The 20,764-nt window shown below is 63.7% G+C and carries 19 protein-coding genes and 1 riboswitch; of the genes, 10 read left to right on the forward strand and 9 right to left on the reverse strand.

The window, feature by feature from the left end; genetic code table 11:
* The first annotated feature begins 178 nt into the window (after positions 1–178).
* A complete protein-coding gene (locus tag AC1VNY_RS03110) occupies positions 179–379 on the forward strand; it encodes a hypothetical protein (protein WP_482404055.1) in 201 nt (66 codons plus the stop codon).
* Between the two features lie 33 nt (positions 380–412).
* On the opposite strand, the gene AC1VNY_RS03115 is transcribed toward AC1VNY_RS03110, so the two are convergent.
* Positions 413–622 (reverse strand): PRC-barrel domain containing protein, encoded by a 210-nt coding sequence (locus AC1VNY_RS03115; protein WP_482404056.1) that lies wholly within the window; start codon positions 620–622, stop codon positions 413–415.
* Positions 623–1,751: 1,129 nt separating this feature from the next.
* Between AC1VNY_RS03115 and AC1VNY_RS03120 the strand changes: the two genes are divergently transcribed.
* Together AC1VNY_RS03120 and AC1VNY_RS03125 are read left to right on the forward strand one after the other, a co-directional pair.
* Complete coding sequence (locus tag AC1VNY_RS03120) at positions 1,752–1,988, forward strand: DUF6894 family protein (protein ID WP_482404057.1); 237 nt, start codon at positions 1,752–1,754, stop codon at positions 1,986–1,988.
* Between the two features lie 523 nt (positions 1,989–2,511).
* On the forward strand, positions 2,512–2,805 hold the full coding sequence (locus AC1VNY_RS03125) for an HdeA/HdeB family chaperone (RefSeq protein WP_050387706.1): 294 nt from the start codon (positions 2,512–2,514) through the stop codon (positions 2,803–2,805).
* A gap of 425 nt (positions 2,806–3,230) precedes the next feature.
* On the opposite strand, the gene AC1VNY_RS03130 is transcribed toward AC1VNY_RS03125, so the two are convergent.
* Together AC1VNY_RS03130 and AC1VNY_RS03135 are read right to left on the reverse strand one after the other, a co-directional pair.
* Positions 3,231–3,692, reverse strand: a complete 462-nt coding sequence (locus AC1VNY_RS03130; RefSeq protein WP_482404058.1) for a PaaI family thioesterase — start codon at positions 3,690–3,692, stop codon at positions 3,231–3,233.
* Between the two features lie 41 nt (positions 3,693–3,733).
* Positions 3,734–5,209 (reverse strand): amidase, encoded by a 1,476-nt coding sequence (locus AC1VNY_RS03135; RefSeq protein ID WP_482404059.1) that lies wholly within the window; start codon positions 5,207–5,209, stop codon positions 3,734–3,736.
* A 200-nt stretch (positions 5,210–5,409) separates the two neighbouring features.
* Between AC1VNY_RS03135 and AC1VNY_RS03140 the strand changes: the two genes are divergently transcribed.
* The 3 genes from AC1VNY_RS03140 to AC1VNY_RS03150 all read left to right on the forward strand — a co-directional run bounded on the left by AC1VNY_RS03140 (position 5,410) and on the right by AC1VNY_RS03150 (position 6,246).
* Positions 5,410–5,541, forward strand: coding sequence for a peptidylprolyl isomerase (locus tag AC1VNY_RS03140; protein WP_482404060.1), 132 nt, complete (start codon positions 5,410–5,412; stop codon positions 5,539–5,541).
* A gap of 74 nt (positions 5,542–5,615) precedes the next feature.
* A complete protein-coding gene (locus AC1VNY_RS03145; RefSeq protein WP_028339850.1) occupies positions 5,616–5,918 on the forward strand; it encodes a hypothetical protein in 303 nt (100 codons plus the stop codon).
* A gap of 97 nt (positions 5,919–6,015) precedes the next feature.
* Positions 6,016–6,246, forward strand: a complete 231-nt coding sequence (locus AC1VNY_RS03150) for a hypothetical protein (protein WP_016848527.1) — start codon at positions 6,016–6,018, stop codon at positions 6,244–6,246.
* Between the two features lie 67 nt (positions 6,247–6,313).
* On the opposite strand, the gene AC1VNY_RS03155 is transcribed toward AC1VNY_RS03150, so the two are convergent.
* Positions 6,314–6,517, reverse strand: a complete 204-nt coding sequence (locus tag AC1VNY_RS03155; RefSeq protein WP_016848526.1) for a hypothetical protein — start codon at positions 6,515–6,517, stop codon at positions 6,314–6,316.
* 1,508 nt (positions 6,518–8,025) lie between these two features.
* A complete protein-coding gene (locus tag AC1VNY_RS03160) occupies positions 8,026–8,253 on the reverse strand; it encodes a hypothetical protein (RefSeq protein ID WP_482404061.1) in 228 nt (75 codons plus the stop codon).
* 692 nt (positions 8,254–8,945) lie between these two features.
* Between AC1VNY_RS03160 and recA the strand changes: the two genes are divergently transcribed.
* Positions 8,946–10,034, forward strand: a complete 1,089-nt coding sequence (recA, locus tag AC1VNY_RS03165) for a recombinase RecA (RefSeq protein WP_050402041.1) — start codon at positions 8,946–8,948, stop codon at positions 10,032–10,034.
* Between the two features lie 107 nt (positions 10,035–10,141).
* On the forward strand, positions 10,142–11,125 hold the full coding sequence (locus AC1VNY_RS03170) for a hypothetical protein (RefSeq protein ID WP_461195811.1): 984 nt from the start codon (positions 10,142–10,144) through the stop codon (positions 11,123–11,125).
* Positions 11,126–11,184: 59 nt separating this feature from the next.
* On the opposite strand, the gene AC1VNY_RS03175 is transcribed toward AC1VNY_RS03170, so the two are convergent.
* The 4 genes from AC1VNY_RS03175 to gcvT all read right to left on the reverse strand — a co-directional run bounded on the left by AC1VNY_RS03175 (position 11,185) and on the right by gcvT (position 16,355).
* Positions 11,185–11,622 (reverse strand): acyl-CoA thioesterase, encoded by a 438-nt coding sequence (locus tag AC1VNY_RS03175; protein ID WP_482404062.1) that lies wholly within the window; start codon positions 11,620–11,622, stop codon positions 11,185–11,187.
* Between the two features lie 171 nt (positions 11,623–11,793).
* The gene (gene gcvP / locus AC1VNY_RS03180; protein ID WP_482404063.1) at positions 11,794–14,667 is read right to left on the reverse strand and encodes an aminomethyl-transferring glycine dehydrogenase; all 2,874 of its coding nucleotides are present in this window, start codon (positions 14,665–14,667) and stop codon (positions 11,794–11,796) included.
* Between the two features lie 156 nt (positions 14,668–14,823).
* A complete protein-coding gene (gene gcvH / locus AC1VNY_RS03185) occupies positions 14,824–15,189 on the reverse strand; it encodes a glycine cleavage system protein GcvH (RefSeq protein ID WP_038385968.1) in 366 nt (121 codons plus the stop codon).
* 20 nt (positions 15,190–15,209) lie between these two features.
* Positions 15,210–16,355, reverse strand: a complete 1,146-nt coding sequence (gene gcvT, locus AC1VNY_RS03190; protein WP_482404064.1) for a glycine cleavage system aminomethyltransferase GcvT — start codon at positions 16,353–16,355, stop codon at positions 15,210–15,212.
* Between the two features lie 141 nt (positions 16,356–16,496).
* A riboswitch (glycine riboswitch) is annotated at positions 16,497–16,585 on the reverse strand.
* A gap of 202 nt (positions 16,586–16,787) precedes the next feature.
* Here gcvT and alaS point away from each other — a divergent pair.
* Together alaS and AC1VNY_RS03200 are read left to right on the forward strand one after the other, a co-directional pair.
* Positions 16,788–19,475: an alanine--tRNA ligase gene (gene alaS / locus AC1VNY_RS03195; RefSeq protein WP_482404065.1), complete on the forward strand. Its 2,688-nt coding sequence runs from the start codon at positions 16,788–16,790 to the stop codon at positions 19,473–19,475.
* An 11-nt stretch (positions 19,476–19,486) separates the two neighbouring features.
* On the forward strand, positions 19,487–20,737 hold the full coding sequence (locus AC1VNY_RS03200) for a cyclic nucleotide-gated ion channel (protein ID WP_482404143.1): 1,251 nt from the start codon (positions 19,487–19,489) through the stop codon (positions 20,735–20,737).
* Positions 20,738–20,764: the final 27 nt, after the last annotated feature.

Genomic DNA, 20,764 nt, shown 5'->3' on the forward strand with positions numbered 1-20,764 from the left:
GATATCGCTTCCGAGAGGAAATGCGGGCACGCGGCGTAGACCGCGGGGATGTCGCCTTGTGGACCAGCTTCGCCGCCTCCGACTGGTCCGGTGTTGGGTGCAGTCCGGACTTCTCGTCAACGATCCTCGACCGCCGCTTGTCACCCTAAGCGGCTTTGCCTTTATTAGGCCGCCTCGGATGTCCGCGCCGCTCGCATCTCGCGCCGTTTCGTTTGAAAGCGAAACATTTTCTGGCCTGATGATTTACTCTTGGGGCTTCGCAAGATGCGAGGCATTCATGAACCCTCTCTCGGCGAGCGACGTGTTCCTTACGGTCGCGATCATGAGCGTCACTTTCCTGGCCGAAATCGCTCTTTTCATCTTGATTGGACTGATCTGAAAGGATCGTGCTGTGCAGCGCGCGGCCGAGCGACTAGTTCTCCGTGATCTTGATGGTTGAGACCGGCCACCTTCCGTCATGACCTTTGATCGAAATCCGAAGCCCGTGCAATTCGTCCAGCCAAACGTACTCGATCGTGCCTGCTTTTCCATCGGAAAGGACGACGGCTTTACCGATCAATTCGGCTTGCGCCTCGCCGTACTCATTCAGAATTTTTGACGCACGACGCTTCACCGATGGCATTGCTCATCCAATTCGGCTGAGCCGTCTTTCGCTCATCGGCGAACCTTGTCCCAGCGCTCAGCCGCAGGAATGATCGATGGTGATTGCTCCTCCAATTCGCGGAGGCGGTCGATTTGCTGTCTAAGTCCCTCTGGTAGTCCCGGCTCTGGCTTCAGCGACGCGCCCAATCTCTCGCCGATCTCTCGAACGATGGCGCGGCTGTGCGTGTGGTCAAGGTCAACGCGACGGTCCATGCTATTGCTCTCGTTCCGGTAAAGGCAACGCCAGCCATGTCCAGCACCGTAGCGCCCCCTCCGCAACCTCAATGGAGGCACGGCCAGCGACTTTTGAATGGAGCCGGAGACCGCCGCTTTTGGCTATCTGCGCGAGCGCTCGTTTTGACAACAGCGGGTCTTTGGTAGCGACCTTTGGCTATCCGCGACATGCGCCGGCTTTTTACCAGCGAGCGGCGGTCTCGTGTTTCTCTAAAGCCCGGCATGCGCTTTCGTTCCTTTGATCTCTAATCACTACGCGATGTTCCATTCGGAGGAACCCGGAGCGGGGTCGACATCCCCACAAGACTTACCGAGTGCGTGCCATCGTCGCGCGCGGGAACCATTTCTGAGAGTGTCCAGTTAGTTCATGGGGCGATGAAGGGACCATCGTCATGAGGACCAAATATCTCGCTGCGATCGCGATAGCTGTTCTTGCCGCTTGTAGTGGGCTGGTCGTGAATTCCGTCGGCTCGCTTCATCCCGAAGAGAACTCCACGCTGTCTGCCAGACAAGTGGCGGACCGATTAGCTGGATCCCTGGATCCGTATTTGACGCGGTCTGGTGGGTGACAGCCGGCGTCACTCAGAATGCATCTGGCGGCGCTGCCTAAAGTCATGGGGCATCGGGCTCGTTTGGCAGAGCCATCGGCTTGTCCGATCCACGGCCGATGTCCACGCGCGACGATACTGAGCGCCCCGTCCGGCAAGAAACGCTCTAACGCCTTTGTCTCACATCCCATGGCGCTCGCATCCATACGGCGCGTTCCTCGTCTGTCGGGTTGATCGGGTTGAACACTGCTTCTTGTCTATGTCGCAACGTCGCGTCCGCGCTGGGCTGCGCGAGGAACATCCCCCTCCTTCTCTGCATTTCACCAGATGCGAAGATATTATTTTGACCTTCGCGACGGCGAAGCACTGATCCCGGATGAAGAGGGAATGGTGTTGCCTGACATGGGATCGGTTCAGGAAGAGGCCGTGAAAGCCTTGGCCGACATGGTCCACAATGCAGCCCAAAAATCCGCCAGCCTAATTCAGATGGCGATCGAGGTACGCGACGACGACGGGCCCGTGATGCAGCTTAAATTCGCGTTCGATATCGTCAGGCCGCATTGAGGACAACAGGACGGAGAAGCCGTTCATGTGTGAAAAATGCGCTGAGCTCGACAAGAGGATAGTGCATTACACGGAGCTATCCATGCGGACCACGGATCAACTGACCCTGGAGGGCATTGCGCTGCTGATCGAGCAATACGAAGTACAGAAGCGCGAGTTGCATCCAGAACCGAAGGAGTAAGGCCGCGTCAGTTGGCGGCCTCTTTCACCGCGACTGTCACCTGTTGGCCCTGGGCGGACGTTCACCAAAGCATCGCCGATGTCGGCTTTTGAGAGCGACACGGACCTCGCGATCCCCGCTCGCACACACTGGATTATTGAGTGCACGCCCTGTTCTCATCAAGTTTTAGCGCGGCGCCGTCACAAATCAGAAACACGAGTTCTCAATCCGCGCATCGAAGCGACGTGCGGGGCGGTCTGCGCGGTACCATGCTTGCGTTCGCCGCGGTGCTTCGTTTACGACGCGCTAGCGGAAGCGCTGTGCTTCCCGTTGATTTCAAAATACTTGCCCATGGAGATTGCGATGAAGATCACTGCCTCGATCATGCTTGCCGCCGCGCTCGCTCTGTCGTCGGCACCAGCCAGCGCCACCGTCCTCGATCTCTCGACCATGACCTGCAAGCAGTTCGTCGACGGCGGCGACGACACCATCAAGATGGTGCTGGTCTGGATGGACGGCTGGTACAAGGGCGATTCCGACGAGGCGATCATCGATACCGACGTGTTCACCGAGAACGCCAAGAAGTTTGGCACCTATTGCGGAAAGAATCCGACGATCAGCATCGTCAACGCGGCGGAGGCCGTGCTCGGCAAGTAAATCTTGCTACGCAAGCTATGGCGGGATTGGTCTAGTCGGCTTGCTCAGTGTCATCACCCGCGCATTGCGGGTGATCCAGTATTCCAGAGACCGTGGTGATGGAATGAGAGGCCGCGGCGTACTGGATCGCCCGGTCAAGCCGGGCGATGACAGTTGCGTAGGATGGGTAGAGCGAAGAGAAACCCATCATCTCAATGCGCGGCAAGATGCTCGGCAAGTAAATCTTGCAGCATGATTAGCCTGAACCCTCATGGTGAGGAGCGCGGAACGCGCGTCTCTGTACGATGCTTCGCATCGCCAGGCGAACCATGAGACCGGGCTGGTGGCCTCGTCCTTCGAGACGCTTGCTGCGCAAGCTCCTCCAGCGACAAAGGCGAAGCCTTTGCGCGGGGATGAGGAGATGCATCGTCTATGATGCGAGAGGCCTATCCCGGCAGCATCGCGAAGGCGCTCGACACCATCGCCACCGGCTTGTTGTCGGTGGCGGAGGATAGCGTGACGCGGCCGAAGCTCATGGTGCGGCCGAGCCTGACCACGCGGGCGTCGGCCAGCACGTCGGAGGCGGTCACCGCGCGCATGAAGTGGGTGGTCTGGTCGACCGTCGTCATCGGGCGATAGCCCTTGTTGGCCGCGAGGTTGGCGAGCACCATCGCGGTGTCGGCGAACGCCATCAGCGCCTGGCCGCAGACGATGCCGCCATTGCGGCACAATCGCTCGGAAAACGGCATGCGCAGGATGGCGCCGGGCTGCCAATCGGCATCGCCACCGGCAGGCGGGGCGATGTCGAACTGCTCGATCGCCAGATTGAGGTCCTGCACCCATGGCGCAAAGACGTCGCCGAGCACGCGTTTCGCATCGTCGATCCCGAATTCACCGGCCTGCTGCATGACGTCCCGTTTCCTCCGCTGATGGTTTTGCCATTTATCGCCTAGTTGCGCGTGACATGCACGGCCGGCGTGTTGCCTGCATTCCACTTGCCGTTGATCGCCCGTTCGATCTGGGCGGCGAGCTGCAGCAACAGCCCGTCGCTCGCTTGCTTTCCGATCGCCTGAATGCCGAGCGGCAGGCTGTGCTCGTTGGTCGCGAGCGGCAGCGAGATCGCGGGGATGCCGCAGAGATTGGCGAGCGGCGTGAAGGCGAAGTTGCGCCAGAGATTGCCGAACCAGTCCAGCACCGACGGATTGTCCGAGATGGTGAGATATTCCGTGGTGCCGACCTTCGGCGTCGGCAGCGCCGTGACCGGCGTCAGGATGATGTCCCAGTCCTCGAAGAAGGCGCCGAAGCCGCGCGAGGTGGCGTTGAAGACGGCCTGCATGCGGGCGCGATCGGCGAAGCTGAAGTCGCGGCCATGCTCCCAGATGCGGATATTGATCGGCTCGATCAGCTCCACTGGGGGCCGCTCGAGGCCGCGCGCGGCGAGCATGTTGCCGATCACGACGGCGAAATTGCTGATGTAGCAGGTGGTCTGCGCCGCGAAGGCATCCCGGTAGTCGATCGCCGGCAGTGCGTAATCGACCTGATGGCCGAGGCCTTCGAGGAAACGTCCGACCCGCTCGAGCTCGGCTACGATGTGCGGCGTCGCGCGATAGTCGCCCCATGTGTGCGACAGCGCGATTCTGAGCCGGCCGGGATCGCGCGCGATCATCGCGGCATATGGCTCGGGCGAGGTCCAGAACGGCATGAACTCGCCGGGCGCAGGTCCCCGGCAGGCATCGACGAAGCCAGCGGTGTCGCGCACCGTGCGGGACTGGCAGCCCTGGATCGAGACCAGCCCGGTGAGATCCGACAGATGCGGTGCGAGCGAGAACACGCCGCGCGAGACTTTCAGGCCGATATTGCCGTTGACCCCGGCGGGAATCCGGATCGAGCCGCCGCCGTCGGTCGCGTGCGCGATCGGCACGGCGCCGGCGGCGACCATCGCCGCGCTGCCGGCCGACGAGCCGCAGGTGGTGTAGTCGGTGTTCCAGGGATTGCGCGTGACATAGACCGCGGGATTTTCCGCCGAGCTGCAGACCCCGAACTCCGGCGTCGTGGTGCGGCCGATCAAATTGAGGCCGGCCTTGCGCATCTTCGCGGTCAGGAAGGTATCCGCCGCGGCGCGATTGCCGCGCATCATCAGCGAGCCCATCTCCTGCAGCCGCCCCTTCAAGGTCGGGCCGAGGTCCTTCATCAGGAAGGGCAGGCCGGCGAACGGGCCGTTTAGGTCGGCGCCGTCGCGCGCCGGATCGGCGATCACATCGTCGAACAGCTCGACGACGCCGGAGAGCGCGGGATCGACCTTGGCGACGGCGCTGGCTGCCTGCGACGCCAGCTCGCGGGGCGTCAGCTCGCCGTCCCGGACACGCCCTGCGAGCGCCGTCCCGTCGTGCTGCGTCCACTCGTCCCAGCTCATCGCCAAAGTCATTTGATCGATTCCTTTTCTGCTTTGTTGCGCAGTGTAATTTGCGCGGCCGCCCGGTCAAACCGACGCGATTGCGCTGCGCTCCGAAGCGCGCTTGCGCTACGTTCCGATGGGCGCTGCGCTGCGTTGCAAGCGCCGTGCCCGGCTTGAAATTGCCCCAGTTTCGGCGCCCAGTCGCCTCCTCGCGATTGGTGGGGGCGCACATGTTCCGCAGATTGGTGGTGCTCGGCGGCGTGGTTGCGATCGGGCTTGCGCTCAGCGGTTGCACGCGCTGCGGTCCGGTCTGGGACGACTGGATGCAGTCGCCGAAATCCTGCAAGTCAGACCATCTCTAGGGCCGGGGCAGGCGCGCTTGGCGGCGGCTTTCTTGCGGTGATATACCGGCGACGAAAATGCAAGGAGCGTACTCATGAGAGTTTTGTGCGCAGTCGCGGTTGCGGTGCTGCTGTCGGCGCCGGCCTATGCGCAGATGCCGAACGTCAACCTGATGCCTGAGGTCAAGACCAGGACCCAGGAGGAGAAGGAGCAGGACGCGGTCAGGGACAAGGCCTACAAGGACTCGCTCAGCAAGATTCCCGATGCCAAGGGATCGTCCGATCCCTGGGGCGTCGTGCGTAGCGATCCGCCGAAGGCGGCCGCCCATCCCGCCAAGCCGAAGACCAAGACCGGAAGCTCGGCGCAGCCCGGAAGCGCCGCGCCGCGCAGCCAGTAACGCCCGTTCGGGGCGACTTCATCCGTCTCCCGCAGACTCGGATTCTCCTGCCGCCGCCCCTATATTGGGGTGTCGTCAGTTGGTCCGGAGTTGCGGCATGGTGTCTCGTCCGCGCGATCTCGCCAGCCGGATGGCCGAGCGGCGGAAGCCGGACGACGGCTATCTGCGCGAGACCTTCAGCCTGCCACGCGATCAGGCCCGCGTGAGAGCGCGTGACTTTCTCAAGCGCTACCCGAAGGCGGCCTATATGAGCGCCGTCGAGAGCTGGCGCGAGCTCCCCGGCGGCGACATCGAGTTCACGATGCGGCGGCTGGCAAGCGCGGATTGAAGCGTTTTCGAGCGAAGCGCGAGGGCCAGCCCGTCAGCGCACCGCGGCGTGCACGATAGACCGTGCCTCAGTCCCCATTGCTGCCGCGGGTCCGTTCCCGCTCCAGATTGTTCAGCTCGCGATCGATCCGCAGTTGCACGCGGCGGATCGCCAGAAGATCGAGCTTTGCTTCGGTCTTGCCCGTGAAGACGCGATCGCCGATCTGGAAGCGCCATTTCCAGACGCCGGCCATCAGCTGGGTGACGCTGAACTCGATGCCCCTGTGGATCATTTGTAACGGTTCCGCGAATGAAGGCGGTCGTCGATATTTAAACCATTAGTTGTAGTAATGATCAGCACCCGTAAAAAGATCGTGTGAAAGACCGCGCCCGTTCGAGCCGTCGTTGTGGATTCCGGAAAGGATTCGTCCGCCGGCAGCGTCGCCAGGGAACCGTCGCCAGTCGTGTTGGCTGCCCAGCGCCGCGCAATTCGCGTTGGTTGAGCAGGCCAATGTTACGAACACTGGCGGAACCCGAGTCTTCCGTCGAACGCTACGGAGTTTTTTCAGGGCTCAGGAGGGGTACAAAGGTAGTATGCAGATTGTGCCAGCCGTTGTCTGACGCGGTCGAGCCTGTCAGGTTAACTCGTTGATTATCGGGGGAACTTCGGGCGCAAGGTGCGTCGTACGGCCCGGAACTTTGTTCTTGGCCGGAGAACTACGGAATTTTAAACGGCCCCAACAGGGGGCCGCCAACCCGTCCCGGAGGCGGGTTTTCCTCCAGCAGTCGGGGGGCTACCTGTCTGGCTGGGGGCCCCCAAATAAGGGCACTGCCGGGCCGATTGTTCCAGTAAACATTCCGCGAGAACAGATCGCGACCCGCAGGAAGTTATGGGGCCAGAACATCTGAGGGCCTCCTCAGTAGTCCTACCGAGAACATCGGCTAACCCTTGGTTGCGACGGGGTTAAACCCAAACCAGGCCACTCCAAAAATCAAAGCAGGCCATTGTGGATGGAAACGGGCCGGCACCTCATTGCCGGTGCTGTCCTAATTAGGACACCCACTCTGCGGAACTAGGACACTGTTGCACGCATGCTATTGCGAGAGGATCGGCGGGGGCGGCAGTATTGAGGCTGCCGACTTCCAAGTTGATCGGCGGATCACATGACGGCCCCAGCACCGGCCTCCGGCCCCCAGAGGTGCTGGGGCCGTTCTTTTGAGCCTCCGCCATAGGGCACGGCTGCTGACTGACATACGCTAAAGCGCCGTCGGGAACCGAGGTGTAACGTTTGAACATTATGTTCAGAACCGATTTCGATGGCATCGAGTACAGCCTTTTAGGCTTAGCGGGAATATCGCTCGTTGCCTTCATCGTCAGCTTAGGCTGGCTTCTGATCGGCTGAGTTGTCGTACCTCATGGATGAGACTCAAACTTGGCCTCAGTGTTCTCTCGGCGCTGAGGCTGTTTTCGTTGGGTGCTGTTCCGCTAGACTCGTAAAAGTTGAGTCCCTCTCTATACTTACCGCCGCGTGAGCGGCAACATTGGCGTGAAAGAGATCGAGCGCCTAATTCAGAAGCTCGAAATCGATAAGGAAATCCTTGCCGATCAGGAAGGGCACGAAAACGAAGAGGCCGCCAACTGAGGCGGCCTTCTGGGAGAGCTAAACAATGAACTCTAGATTGCTTCGAAAGTACGGAAGGATCGTGGTGGCTAGCTGGCTAACGATCATGGCTGTTGGGACGGTTGCGCTGTGGGCGCACGTTAGCCATTGAGAGTTCGCCAACTGAGGCGGCCTCTCACTCACTTCTCTTGATGCTCAAGTCGGATCACGAAGCGTTCGCCGCTCCACAGTTCGATATCGTGGGCGTCTATGAGCTGCTTAGCCCAAATAATGGCGTCGCTATCGTCGGCGCACTTGAACGCGCGGGACGCGATAAAGTGGCCGTCTTGCCCAAGCGTATACGCCCGGTATTCGTTCATTTGGGCGAGTTGATCTTCAGATGTAGGGGGAGGAGATCGACGGTGCATCGGGCAGCCCTCCTAGATTGGAGCCCTTGGACCGGGGGACGTCAGCCACTCTGTCAAATGAGCGGTGGTCTCGTTGTGCCGCGCCTTTTTAAGTAGTGCTTCCCGCTCTCGACTTGGGGGAAGTTTTCTAGCTCGTTGGCGTAGCTCTCTGGCTTCCTGGGTGAGACGTTCTTCAAGGGGGAGAATCTGAGCAACCCTGCGTCGTCGCTTCATGACACCTACCTCGTCTTACTCACGGGTCCTAACCGTTGGGTGTGAGTTCCACGAATCTTAATATGCCGATGGACGGCGGTCGGTTCCAAAGTGAACATTCGAGATTGCGCGATTTAGGAACTCCGTTCACCCACGGAGAATCCCGGATTTGGGACTAGACCTCCTGATCTAGATCAATCTGAGAACAGATGGCGTCCCATGGAAATTGATGGGGCCAGAACATCCAATGGCCGCCTCGGTAGTCCTACTGAGAACAACGGCCAAGCTACGGTTTCCGTTCGCTTAATCCGAATTAGGACACTCCGAAAATCAACTTAGGACACGGGGGCTTAAATACGGACAGCACCTCATTGCCTGAAAGAACATATTGCGAACATAGAACAAACGTGGTACGAGGTTCCTATCAACAACGCATTCCACCCGCTCTCATCGCCCGTTTTTCCCGCTAGCGAATCCCCGCCATAAGGAGCACATCCCAAATGTCCGCTACTGCACTGCGTATCGTCGAAGGATCCTCCATGGACAAGTCCAAGGCCCTCTCAGCCGCGCTCTCCCAGATCGAGCGCCAGTTCGGCAAGGGCTCGGTGATGAAGCTCGGCAAGAACGACCGGTCGATGGATGTCGAGACGGTGTCGTCGGGGTCGCTCGGGCTCGATATCGCGCTCGGCGTCGGCGGTCTGCCGAAGGGACGCGTCGTCGAAATCTACGGGCCGGAATCCTCGGGCAAGACCACGCTGGCGCTGCACACCGTGGCGGAAGGCCAGAAGAAGGGCGGCATTTGCGCCTTCATCGACGCTGAACACGCGCTCGACCCGGTCTATGCGCGCAAGCTCGGCGTCAACATCGACGAGCTCTTGATCTCGCAGCCGGACACCGGCGAGCAGGCGCTGGAGATCTGCGACACGCTGGTGCGCTCCGGCGCGGTCGACGTGCTGGTGGTCGATTCGGTTGCGGCGCTGGTGCCGAAGGCCGAGCTCGAGGGCGAGATGGGCGATGCGCTGCCGGGCCTGCAGGCGCGCCTGATGAGCCAGGCGCTGCGCAAGCTCACCGCCTCGATCAACAAGTCCCACACCATGGTGATCTTCATCAACCAGATCCGCATGAAGATCGGCGTGATGTACGGCTCGCCGGAGACCACCACCGGCGGCAACGCGCTGAAGTTCTATGCCTCCGTTCGCCTCGACATCCGCCGCATCGGCGCGATCAAGGAGCGCGACGAGGTGGTCGGCAACACCACCCGCGTCAAGGTGGTGAAGAACAAGCTGGCGCCGCCCTTCAAGCAGGTCGAGTTCGACATCATGTATGGCGAGGGCGTCTCCAAGATGGGCGAGATCCTCGACCTCGGCGTCAAGGCCGGCATCGTCGAGAAGTCGGGCGCCTGGTTCTCCTATGACAGCCAGCGGCTCGGTCAGGGCCGCGAGAATTCCAAGGCATTCCTGAAGGCGAACCCCGACATCACCGCCAAGATCGAAGCCGCGATCCGGCAGAACTCCGGCCTGATCTCCGAACAGATCCTCGCTGGCACTCCCGAACGCGACGCCGAAGGCGAGGAGCCTGCCGACGAGTAAGCCGCAAGGCTCAATCATTTCGCTGGAAGCGGGCGCTGAGGACGTTGAGTTGCCGACGTCTTCGGCGCCCGTTTCGCTTTGTGCCTGGCGTCGAGAGAGTTGAGCGGATGAAACGCCTGATCCTGACCAGCCCGTCCGGCCTTAGCCTCGCGCGTTCGGGGCTCACCGAGATCGCTATTACATCCGGCTTTCGGTTTGTTGGTGGACCGCTGCCGCCGCCAGGAGAGCTTGAGGCTTACTTCGGATTACGGTCGGACCAGGATTCAGTCGGACATTGGTCGCACTGGAGCTCACAGAGCCAGTGGCCTCAGGATGCCCGTGCGCGCCGGCATCTCGCACTGATCGAATTCTGCGAACCTTACGAGATTATCGAGCTTTGGTTCGATCCGAACCCAATGGATCAATTGCAGCTGATTTGGTTGCTCGATCATTTCCGGGCCTACCCGGCGATGGCGGCCAAGCTGAAATTGCGCCTGGTCGCGTTCGATCTGTCGATGATGCACGAGACATGGCGCGGATGGAACGAGGTGCCGCTGATCAACATACGGCCTGCCGACCTCGAGACTGCAAGTCTCTGTTGGCAGGCGTATCGAGCGGCAACGCCCGAGGCCTGCTTCGATACGCTGCATCGAGACCTCAGCGGCTTTCCCTTGCTGAGGCCGGCGCTGCTTGATTTGCTCCAGGAGCTTCCGTGGAGCGGATCGGGACTTGGCGCAACCGAACTGCGACTGCTCGAATTGATTGCGGCGGGCTTCATGGGTACGAACGGGCTGTTCTACCTTCGCGGCTTTCGTCAACGCGGCGTGTTCACCGACATGGAAATCGGCACGCTGCTTCAGGGGCTCGCGCATGGGCCGCGGCCCGCGATCGCCGGGCTCGATGATGAGCTACGCGTCATCGCCCCTGAGAATTTGCGCGCGCGTATGGAGGCGTATCAGCGAAGCCGGTTGTCGCTGACTGAATTCGGCGAGGCTGTCCTTGCCCATAAGGAGGACTTCAGTCGCCACAATCCGATCGATCGTTGGTGGGGCGGCACGCATCTCACCAACGACAGCCTTTGGCGCTGGGCCCCAACGCTGGGGAAGCAATAGCGCCCGATGGCGGAGTGGCCGTTGTGACTCAATCCGCGCAACACCGATTGGCAATCGGCTCACCCCTGCGCCAGCGCCTTTTCCCGGCCTGCGATCAGTGCCCGCAAGTCCTCGGTCACGGCGACCGATTGATGGGTCTTCTGGTCGGTGGCGACCCAGATGATCTCGCCGGTGGCACGCAGGTCGTCCGAGCTCTTGGCGAAGATCGCGAGCGCAAGCACAATCGAGGAGCGGCCGATCCGCGCCACCCGCACGCAGACCTCGATGTCCTCGTCGAACCGGATCGGCGTCTTGTATTCGACCACCGATTTTACGGTGTGAAAGTCGATCCCGGTCCGCGCCACCTCGCCGAGATAGTCGTAGCCGAGCGCGCGGAAATACTCGGTGATCGCGGTGTCGAAATAGGTCAGGTAGTGGGCGTTGAACACCACGGCCTGCGCGTCGACCTCGGAATAGCGGACGCGGAACGGGAAATGAAACCAGAATTCCTCGCGCATGTTTCCTCCTGCCGCAGGCGGCCCTGCTTTCTATCGTTCGTCCCGCCGTTAGCAGGGACGTTACGATCGCTGGACCGTAGGATGGGTAGAGCGCAGCGAAACCCATCACTGCGCATCCCGCTCGATGAATGATGGGTATCGCTGCGCTCCACCCATCCTACGAGAGCGGCTCTACTCCGCCGCCTGCGCGTAGTCCTCGACCGGCGGGCATGAGCACACCAGGTTGCGGTCGCCATAGACGTTGTCGACGCGGCCGACCGGGCTCCAGTATTTGTCGGAACGCGACACGCCGGCGGGGAAGCAGCCCTCGGCGCGGGTATAGGCCCGGTTCCAGGCGTCGTCGGCGATGTCGTGGACGGTATGCGGGGCGTGGCGCAGCGGCGAGGCCTCGATTGTCCAGCGGCCGTTCTCGACCTCTGCGATCTCGCCCCGGATCGCGATCATCGCGTCGCAGAACCGGTCGATCTCGAACTTCGATTCCGATTCCGTCGGTTCGATCATCAGCGTGCCCGCCACCGGGAAGCTCATGGTCGGGGCGTGGAAGCCGTAATCGATCAAGCGTTTCGCGATGTCGTCGACGGTGACGCCGCTCGTCGTCTTCAGCGCCCGCGGATCGACGATGCACTCATGCGCGACGCGGCCGCGCTCGTTGCGGTACAGCACCGGGAAGTGCGGCTGCAGCCGTGCGGCGATGTAGTTGGCATTGAGGATCGCGATCTCGGTGGCGCGCGTAAGGCCTTCGCCGCCCATCATCAGGATGTAGATGTAGGAGATGGTCAGGATCGACGCCGAGCCGAACGGCGCGGCCGACACCGGGCCGATGGCGTGCGCCGTCGTGCCGTCGGTTGCGGGATGGCCCGGCAGATAGGGCGCAAGATGCGCTTTCACGCCGATCGGGCCCATGCCCGGGCCGCCGCCGCCATGCGGGATGCAGAAGGTCTTGTGCAAATTGAGATGGCTGACATCGGCGCCGTAATCGCCGGGCCGCGAGAGGCCGACCTGCGCGTTCATGTTGGCGCCGTCGAGATAGACCTGGCCGCCATGCGCATGCACGATGTCGCAGATCTCGCGGATATGCTCCTCGAACACGCCGTGGGTCGACGGATAGGTGATCATGACGGCGGCGAGATTGGCGGAGTGCTTTTCGGCCTTGGCGCGGAGATCGTTGACGTCGACGTCGCCGCGCGCATCGCACGCCACAACCACGACCTCCATGCCGACCATCGCGGCCGAGGCGGGATTGGTGCCGTGCGCGGAGGAGGGGATCAGGCACACCTTGCGGTGCGGCTCGCCGCGCGCCAGGTGATAGCCGCGGATCGCCAGCAGTCCGGCATATTCGCCCTGCGCGCCGGAGTTCGGCTGCAGCGACACCGCGTCATAGCCGGTGATGTCGCACAGCCATTGCTCCAGCCGCTTGAACAGCGCGTGATAGCCCTTGGCCTGATCCGCGGGCGCGAACGGATGCAGATTGCCGAACGCCGGCCAGGTCAGCGGGATCATCTCGGTGGTGGCGTTGAGCTTCATCGTGCAGGAGCCGAGCGGGATCATCGCGCGGTCGAGCGCGAGGTCGCGATCACTGAGCTTGCGCATGTAGCGCAGCAGCTCGGTCTCCGAGCGGTGGGTGTTGAACACCGGATGGGTGAGGAACGCGCTGGTGCGCCGCAGCTCCTTCGGCAGCGCCTCGCGCGCGGCCGCTTCGATCTCGGCAAAGCTGAGCTTGCCGCCGAACACGCGCCATACTGCCTCGACGGTCTCCGGCGTCGTGGTCTCGTCGAGCGCGATGCCGAGCGTGGTCGCACCGATGCGCAGATTGATCCGCTCCGCCTGCGCGCGGGAGACAATCTCGACCCGCTTCGCTCCGGCCTCGACCGTCACGGTATCGAAGAACGCTTCGCTGGTCGGCGCAAAGCCGAGCTTGCGCAGGCCGGCGGCAAGCACGGTCGCGCGGCGATGCACGCTGCGTGCGATGTGGGTCAGGCCCTCGGGACCGTGATAGACCGCATACATCGAGGCGATCACGGCGAGCAGCACCTGCGCGGTGCAGATGTTCGAGGTCGCCTTCTCACGGCGGATATGCTGCTCGCGGGTCTGCAGCGCGAGGCGATAGGCGGGCTGCCCACGCGAATCCACCGAGAGGCCGACGAGGCGGCCGGGCAGCGAGCGCTTCAGCGTGTCGCGCACCGCCATGTAGGCGGCGTGCGGTCCGCCATAACCCATCGGCACGCCGAACCGCTGCGCCGAGCCGATCGCGATGTCGGCGCCGAGCTCGCCGGGCGAGGTGAGCAGCGTCAGCGACAGCGGGTCCGCCGCGACGATCGCAAGCGCGCCCCTGGCGCGCAGCGAGGCGATGGCAGGCTTGAGGTCGCGCACCGCGCCCGATGTTCCCGGATATTGCAACAGGGCGCCGAGCACATCGGCGTTGTCGAGCTCGGTCAGGGGATCGCCGACCACCAGCGCCCAGCCCAGCGGCGCGGCGCGCATGCGCATCACCGCCAGCGTCTGCGGATGCACCTCCTTGTCGACGAAGAACACCTTCGCTTTGACCTGCGAGTGGCGCTCGGCGAGCGCCATGGCTTCGGCCGCCGCCGTCGCTTCGTCGAGCAGCGAGGCGTTGGCGACGTCGAGCCCGGTGAGATCGCAGATCATGGTCTGGAAGTTGAACAGGGCCTCGAGCCGGCCCTGGCTGATCTCCGGCTGGTACGGCGTATAGGCGGTGTACCAGGCCGGGTTTTCCAGGATGTTGCGCTGGATCACCGCGGGCAGGATGGTGCCGGAATAGCCCTGGCCGATCAGCGACGTGAACACCTGGTTCTGCGCGGCGAGCTCGCTCATATGCGCGAGCGCCTCGGTCTCGCTCAGCGCCCGGCCGAGATCGAGCGGCGCCTTCTGGCGGATCGACGCCGGCAGCGTCTCGTTCATCAGCGCCTGCAGGCTCGCGGCGCCGACCGTTTCCAGCATCGCGTTGACGTCGCGCGGCGACGGTCCGATGTGGCGGCGGACGAAATCGGTGGCGGCTTCGTTGATCGGCTTGAAGGGCGCGTTCATGACGTGGTCCTCGTTGTCAGCCGTCATACCCCGCGAAAGCGGGGTATCCAGTACGCCGGGACATCAGTGATTGAGCTGAAGGGCCGCGGCGTACTGGGTCGCCCGGTCAAGCCGGGCGATGACGGTGAGTGTGTGGTCGCTATCTGCTTCATTCTCTTAGGCGGTGTGCGCGGCGTAGGCGGCCTCGTCCATCAGGCCGCCGAGTTCGCCCTTGTCGGCAATCTTCATCTTGAAGAACCAGGCCTTGCCGCCGGCGTCCGAATTGACCAGCGCGGGCTCGGCGGCGAGCGCCTCGTTGACCTCGACCACCTCGCCGGTGATCGGCGCGTAGACGTCGGAGGCGGCCTTGACGGATTCGACGACAGCGGCGGCCTCGGCCTTCTTCAGGCTGCGGCCGACCTTGGGCAGTTCGACAAACACGACGTCGCCGAGCTGCGACTGCGCATAGTCGGTGATGCCGATCGTGGCGACGTCGCCCTCGATGCGGAGCCATTCGTGGTCGGACGTGTACAGCGTCGTCATGGGGATCGATCCTTTGGCGTTTAGCGTTTGTAGGTATTGGGGACGAAGGGCGTGGCGGCGACCTTCAGCGGGAGCCGCTGGCCGCGCACTTCGGCGAAAACGGTGGTGCCGACGGCGGAAAGGGCGGTAGGCAGATAGCCCATCGCGACCGGCGCATTGAGGCTCGGCCCGAAGCCGCCCGAGGTCACCTTGCCGATCTGCTCGGTCGAGGCGGCATTGGCGAACAATGCGGCGCCTTCGCGCACCGGGGCGCGGCCGTCGGGCTTCAGGCCGACCCGCCGGCGCGCGGCGCCATCTGCGAATTGTGCGAGAATCTTGTCGGCGCCCGGGAAGCCGCCGGCGCGGGCGCCGCCGCTGCGGCGAACCTTCTGCACCGACCATTCCAGCGCGCCTTCGACCGGCGTCGTCGTGGTGTCGATGTCATGGCCATAGAGGCACAGCCCGGCTTCGAGCCGCAGGCTGTCGCGCGCGCCGAGCCCGATCGGCAACACGTCGGGATTATCGAGCAGCGCGGTGACCAGGGCTTCCACCTTGTCTGCGGGCACGGAAATCTCAAAGCCGTCCTCGCCGGTATAGCCGGAGCGCGAGACGAAGCAGTCGGCGTCGCCGACGCGGCGCGGACCGGCGTCCATGAATCTCATCGAACTGACATCTGCACAAAGTTTCGCCAGCGCCGATTCGGCCTTCGGCCCCTGCAGCGCGATCAGCGCGCGGTCGGCCAGCGATACGATCTCGCAAGCGTCGGCGAGGCTAGCGCGCAGATGCGCCTCGTCCTCGGCCTTGCAGGCGGCGTTGACCACCAGGAACAGGTGATCGCCGAAATTCGCGACCATCAGGTCGTCGAGCAGGCCGCCGTCATTGTTGGTGAATTGCGCGTAACGCTGCCGTCCCGGCGCAATACCGACGATGTCCTGCGGCACTAGTTTTTCCAGTGCGAGCGCAGCATCGGCGACCTTGCCGGATTTGGCCTTCAGCACGAGCTGGCCCATGTGCGACACGTCGAACAGGCCGGCTTCCTTGCGGGTGTGCAGATGCTCCTTGAGCACGCCGGCCGCATATTGCACCGGCATGTCGTAGCCGGCGAACGGCACCATCTTGGCGCCGCGCGCAAGGTGCAGCGCGTGTAGCGGGGTCTGTTTCAGCGGGGAAGTTTCGCGTGCAAGCATCACAGGGCCCTCGCGGTTCCCGTCGGGGACCTATTTCCCCTTGAGAAACCTGCAGAAAGCCCCATCTGTCGCTGTGCCTGAGAGTATTATCCCGTCGGCGGACGCATCGGGGCGAACCCCAGCGTCTCTTTCCAGATGTCAGACGTCACGCGGTCCTTTTGCCTGAGAGTTTCCGGGGCGGTTGCTCCTTCGGCGCCGGCCGTAAGGCCGGTCTCTCCCGACGTGACTAGGTATAGGTAGGTAGAAAACACGGCGCCACCAAGACTGTCAACGCAGCTGCAGCAACTATCCAATGGGCTTTGTGCTGCCGCGGCAAGCCCATGATCCGCCTGCACAGTTTCTGGACACCGCAGCTGGCAATGTCTAAAAGCGTTCGGCCGGAAAATGACGCCTTTTTGCGGCTGGCCGGCCCCTTTTTCCGATTGGATGAACATGAGCAGCGTCAACGACATCAGGTCGACATTTCTGAACTTCTTCAAGGAGAACGGGCACGAGATCGTGGCCTCGTCGCCGCTGGTTCCGCGCAACGACCCGACCTTGATGTTCACCAATGCCGGCATGGTGCAGTTCAAGAACGTCTTCACCGGCGTCGAGAAGCGCGGCTATCAGCGCGCCACGACGTCGCAGAAATGCGTGCGCGCCGGCGGCAAGCATAACGACCTCGACAATGTCGGCTACACCGCGCGCCATCTCACCTTCTTCGAGATGCTCGGCAACTTCTCGTTCGGCGATTACTTCAAGGAGCGCGCGATCGAGCTCGCCTGGAATCTGATCACCAAGGATTTCGGGCTGAAGAAGGACAAGCTGCTGGTCACCGTCTACCATACCGACGACGAGGCGGCCGGCTACTGGAAGAAGATCGCGGGCTTCTCGGATGACCGCATCATCCGCATCCCGACCTCGGACAATTTCTGGGCGATGGGCGATACCGGTCCGTGCGGCCCGTGCTCCGAAATCTTCATCGACCGCGGCGAGCACATCTGGGGCGGCCCTCCGGGCAGCCCGGAGGAGGATGGCGATCGCTTCCTCGAATTCTGGAACCTGGTGTTCATGCAGTACGAGCAGGTGACGAAGGAGGAGCGCGTGGCGCTGCCGCGTCCCTCGATCGACACCGGCATGGGGCTGGAGCGCATGGCGGCCATCCTGCAGGGCGTCGAGAGCGTGTTCGAGACCGATCTGTTCCGCAACCTGATCGATGCCGCCGCGTCTACCCTCGGGCACGGTCCGAACGAGCAGAACGTTGGGTCGTATCGGGTGATCGCCGACCATCTGCGCTCGTCGGCGTTCCTGATCACCGACGGCGTGCTGCCGTCGAACGAGGGCCGCGGCTACGTGCTGCGCCGGATCATGCGCCGCGCGATGCGCCATGCGCAGCTCTTGGGCGCGAGCGAGCCGCTGATGCATCGCCTGGTCTGGGCGCTGGTCCGCGAGATGGGCCAGGCCTATCCGGATCTGGTCCGCGCCGAGAAGCTGATCGAGGAGACGCTGCGGCTGGAGGAGGCGCGCTTCCGCAAGACGCTGGCGCGGGGCCTGTCGATCCTCGACGAGAAGAGCGCCGGCCTCAAGAAGGGCGACATGTTCGACGGCGACACTGCGTTCACGCTGTACGACACCTATGGCTTCCCGCTGGATCTGACGCAGGACGCGCTGAAGTCGCGCGGCATCAGCGTCGACCAGGCGTCGTTCACCGACGCGATGGAGCGGCAGCGCGTGAAGGCGCGTGCCTCCTGGGCAGGCTCGGGCGAGGCGGCGAGCGAGGCGATCTGGTTCCCGCTGCGCGAGAAGCTCGGCGCGACCGAATTCCTCGGCTACGAGACCGAGAGCGCGGAAGGCGCGGTGACGGCGCTGATCAAGGACGGCGCCGAGGTCGACGCACTCAAGGCCGGCGAGAGCGGCGCGATCGTGCTGAACCAGACCCCGTTCTACGGCGAGTCCGGCGGCCAGGTCGGCGACATCGGCGTGCTCACCGGCGAGGGCGTCAAGTTCCGCGTCACCGACACGCAGAAGAAGGCCGGCGATCTGTTCGTGCATCTCGGCACGGTGGAGCAGGGCACGCTCGGTGTCGGCACCGCGCTGCAGCTCGAGGTCGACCACGCCAGGCGTTCGTCGATCCGCGCCAACCATTCGGCAACGCATTTGTTGCACGAGGCGCTGCGCCAGGTGCTCGGCGATCACATCGCCCAGCGCGGCTCGCTGGTCACGCCGGACCGGCTGCGCTTCGACTTCGTGCATCCGAAGCAGATCACGCCGGAAGAGCTCGCCCGGATCGAGGACATCGCCAATGATGTCGTGCTGGAGAATGACGAGGTCACGACCCGGGTCATGGGCGTCGACGATGCCCGCGAGGCCGGCGCCCGCGCGCTGTTCGGCGAGAAGTACGGCGACGAGGTTCGCGTCGTGTCGATGGGCAGGGGCGCCCGCGATCACGGCCAGAACGCGCTTGGCTGGTCGGTCGAGCTCTGCGGCGGCACCCATGTCCGCCGCACCGGCGACATCGGCTTGATCTCGGTGACCAGCGAGGGCGCGGTGGCGTCCGGCGTGCGCCGCATCGAGGCGCTGACCGGGCATCACGCGCGCAAGCACGCCAACGACACCATCGCGCTGGCCAAGACCGCGGCGCTGGAGCTGCGCACCACGATCGACGACGTGCCGGCGCGCATCGCCGCGCTGATGGAGGAGCGCAAGAAGCTCGAGCGCGATCTGTCTGATGCCCGCAAGAAGCTCGCGATGGGCGGCGGCGGTGCGTCGAACGGCGCCGCCTCAGCCGTTCGCGAGGTCGGCAATGTCAAGCTGCTCGCGCGCGCGGTCGAGGGCGTCGAGACCAAGGATCTCAAGAGTCTCGTCGACGACGGCAAGAAGCAGATCGGCTCGGGCGTGGTCGCGATCGTCGGCGTCACCGAGGACGGCAAGGCGGGCATCGTGGTCGGCGTCACCGCCGATCTGACCGCGCGGTTCAACGCGGTAGAGCTCGTGCGCAAGGGCTCCGAGGTGCTCGGCGGCAAGGGCGGGGGCGGCCGGCCCGACATGGCGCAGGCCGGTGGGCCCGACGGCGCCAAGGCGGACGCCGCGCTGTCGGCGATCGAACAGGCCATGACTCAACAGGCATCGGCCGGCGCCTGACGGAGAGGCTGATCGTGGCGACGGCTCCGCTCAAGCCCACGATCAGCGATCCCGGGCTGCGTGACCGTCTCTACGAGCTGCTCGAACGCGATGATCTGCCGCATTCGGGCGGCTTGCGCTTTGCCCGGGTCATCGTCGCTATCATCGCCGTCGATGTGCTGGCGGCGATCCTGGCCTCCGTGCCCGAGATCGATGCGCAATTCGGCTGGCTGCTGACGACCATCGAGATCGCGGCGGTCATCGCCTTCGCGCTGGAATATGCCGCGCGGCTCTGGAGCGTGGTCGGCCACTCGCTGCGCGATATGACGCCGGCACGGGCACGGCTGGAATACGGCTTCTCGGCGCTCGGCGTGATCGACCTGCTCGCCTTCCTGCCGTCGGCCATCGCGCTTGCCATCGGTGACAAGACCGCGCTGGTGCTGTTCGGCATGCTGCCGTTCCTCAAGCTGGTGCGCTATTCGACCGCGATGCGCTCGCTGCTGGCGGCGCTGCATGCCGAGCGGCGCACGCTGTTCGGCTGCGTCGTGATCCTGACCGGCGCGGTGCTGCTGTTCGCCTCGCTGCTCTATGCCATCGAGCACAAAGTGCAGCCGGACAAGTTCGGCACCATGCCGCAGGCGATGTGGTGGGCGATCGTGACGCTCGGCACCGTCGGTTACGGCGACGTCATCCCGATAACGCCGCTCGGTCGGACCGTCACGGTGGTCGCGATCGTGGTCGGCTTCGCGATGATCGCGCTGCCGGTCGCGATCATCTCGACCGCGTTTGCCGACGAGGTCCGGCGCCGCGACTTCGTCGTGACCTGGGGCATGCTGGCGCGGGTGCCGCTGTTCTCGCATCTTGGCGCCGCCGATATTTCCGACATCATGCGGCTATTGCGGTCGCAGACCATCGAGGCCGGCGAGGTGCTGGTGCGGCGCGGCGATGCGGCCTCATCGATGTATTTCATCACCGCGGGCGAGGTCGAGATCGACCTGCCGAGCCAGCTTGTGCGGCTCGCCGACGGCGCGTTCTTCGGCGAGATCGCGCTGCTGCGGCGGACCAGCCGCTCCGGCACGGTGACCGCGACGCGCAAGACCAAGCTCCTGGTGCTCGATGCGCAGGACTTCCATGCCCTGATCGAGCGCATGCCGGCGCTCGCCGCGCATGTCCGGGAGACCGCCGAGGCGCGGCTTGCCGATCCGCTCGCGGCCGGCGGCGACCTGGCCGCCGCAGAGATCGCCCAGGCGCCGCGCGAGACCGACGGCGGCATCCGCGACTAGAACCTCATTCCGATTGAATCGGAACGA

The sequence above is a fragment of the Bradyrhizobium ferriligni genome, assembly GCF_056837965.1.

What these genes read in the sequence shown, in the direction of transcription:
- AC1VNY_RS03110 (WP_482404055.1), top strand. Translation starts at nt 179, where the DNA reads ATGTCCGCGCCGCTCGCATCTCGCGCCGTTTCGTTTGAAAGCGAAACA.
- AC1VNY_RS03115 (WP_482404056.1), bottom strand. Translation starts at nt 622, where the DNA reads ATGCCATCGGTGAAGCGTCGTGCGTCAAAAATTCTGAATGAGTACGGC.
- AC1VNY_RS03120 (WP_482404057.1), top strand. Translation starts at nt 1,752, where the DNA reads ATGCGAAGATATTATTTTGACCTTCGCGACGGCGAAGCACTGATCCCG.
- AC1VNY_RS03125 (WP_050387706.1), top strand. Translation starts at nt 2,512, where the DNA reads ATGAAGATCACTGCCTCGATCATGCTTGCCGCCGCGCTCGCTCTGTCG.
- AC1VNY_RS03130 (WP_482404058.1), bottom strand. Translation starts at nt 3,692, where the DNA reads ATGCAGCAGGCCGGTGAATTCGGGATCGACGATGCGAAACGCGTGCTC.
- AC1VNY_RS03135 (WP_482404059.1), bottom strand. Translation starts at nt 5,209, where the DNA reads ATGACTTTGGCGATGAGCTGGGACGAGTGGACGCAGCACGACGGGACG.
- AC1VNY_RS03140 (WP_482404060.1), top strand. Translation starts at nt 5,410, where the DNA reads ATGTTCCGCAGATTGGTGGTGCTCGGCGGCGTGGTTGCGATCGGGCTT.
- AC1VNY_RS03145 (WP_028339850.1), top strand. Translation starts at nt 5,616, where the DNA reads ATGAGAGTTTTGTGCGCAGTCGCGGTTGCGGTGCTGCTGTCGGCGCCG.
- AC1VNY_RS03150 (WP_016848527.1), top strand. Translation starts at nt 6,016, where the DNA reads ATGGTGTCTCGTCCGCGCGATCTCGCCAGCCGGATGGCCGAGCGGCGG.
- AC1VNY_RS03155 (WP_016848526.1), bottom strand. Translation starts at nt 6,517, where the DNA reads ATGATCCACAGGGGCATCGAGTTCAGCGTCACCCAGCTGATGGCCGGC.
- AC1VNY_RS03160 (WP_482404061.1), bottom strand. Translation starts at nt 8,253, where the DNA reads ATGCACCGTCGATCTCCTCCCCCTACATCTGAAGATCAACTCGCCCAA.
- recA (WP_050402041.1), top strand. Translation starts at nt 8,946, where the DNA reads ATGTCCGCTACTGCACTGCGTATCGTCGAAGGATCCTCCATGGACAAG.
- AC1VNY_RS03170 (WP_461195811.1), top strand. Translation starts at nt 10,142, where the DNA reads ATGAAACGCCTGATCCTGACCAGCCCGTCCGGCCTTAGCCTCGCGCGT.
- AC1VNY_RS03175 (WP_482404062.1), bottom strand. Translation starts at nt 11,622, where the DNA reads ATGCGCGAGGAATTCTGGTTTCATTTCCCGTTCCGCGTCCGCTATTCC.
- gcvP (WP_482404063.1), bottom strand. Translation starts at nt 14,667, where the DNA reads ATGAACGCGCCCTTCAAGCCGATCAACGAAGCCGCCACCGATTTCGTC.
- gcvH (WP_038385968.1), bottom strand. Translation starts at nt 15,189, where the DNA reads ATGACGACGCTGTACACGTCCGACCACGAATGGCTCCGCATCGAGGGC.
- gcvT (WP_482404064.1), bottom strand. Translation starts at nt 16,355, where the DNA reads ATGCTTGCACGCGAAACTTCCCCGCTGAAACAGACCCCGCTACACGCG.
- alaS (WP_482404065.1), top strand. Translation starts at nt 16,788, where the DNA reads ATGAGCAGCGTCAACGACATCAGGTCGACATTTCTGAACTTCTTCAAG.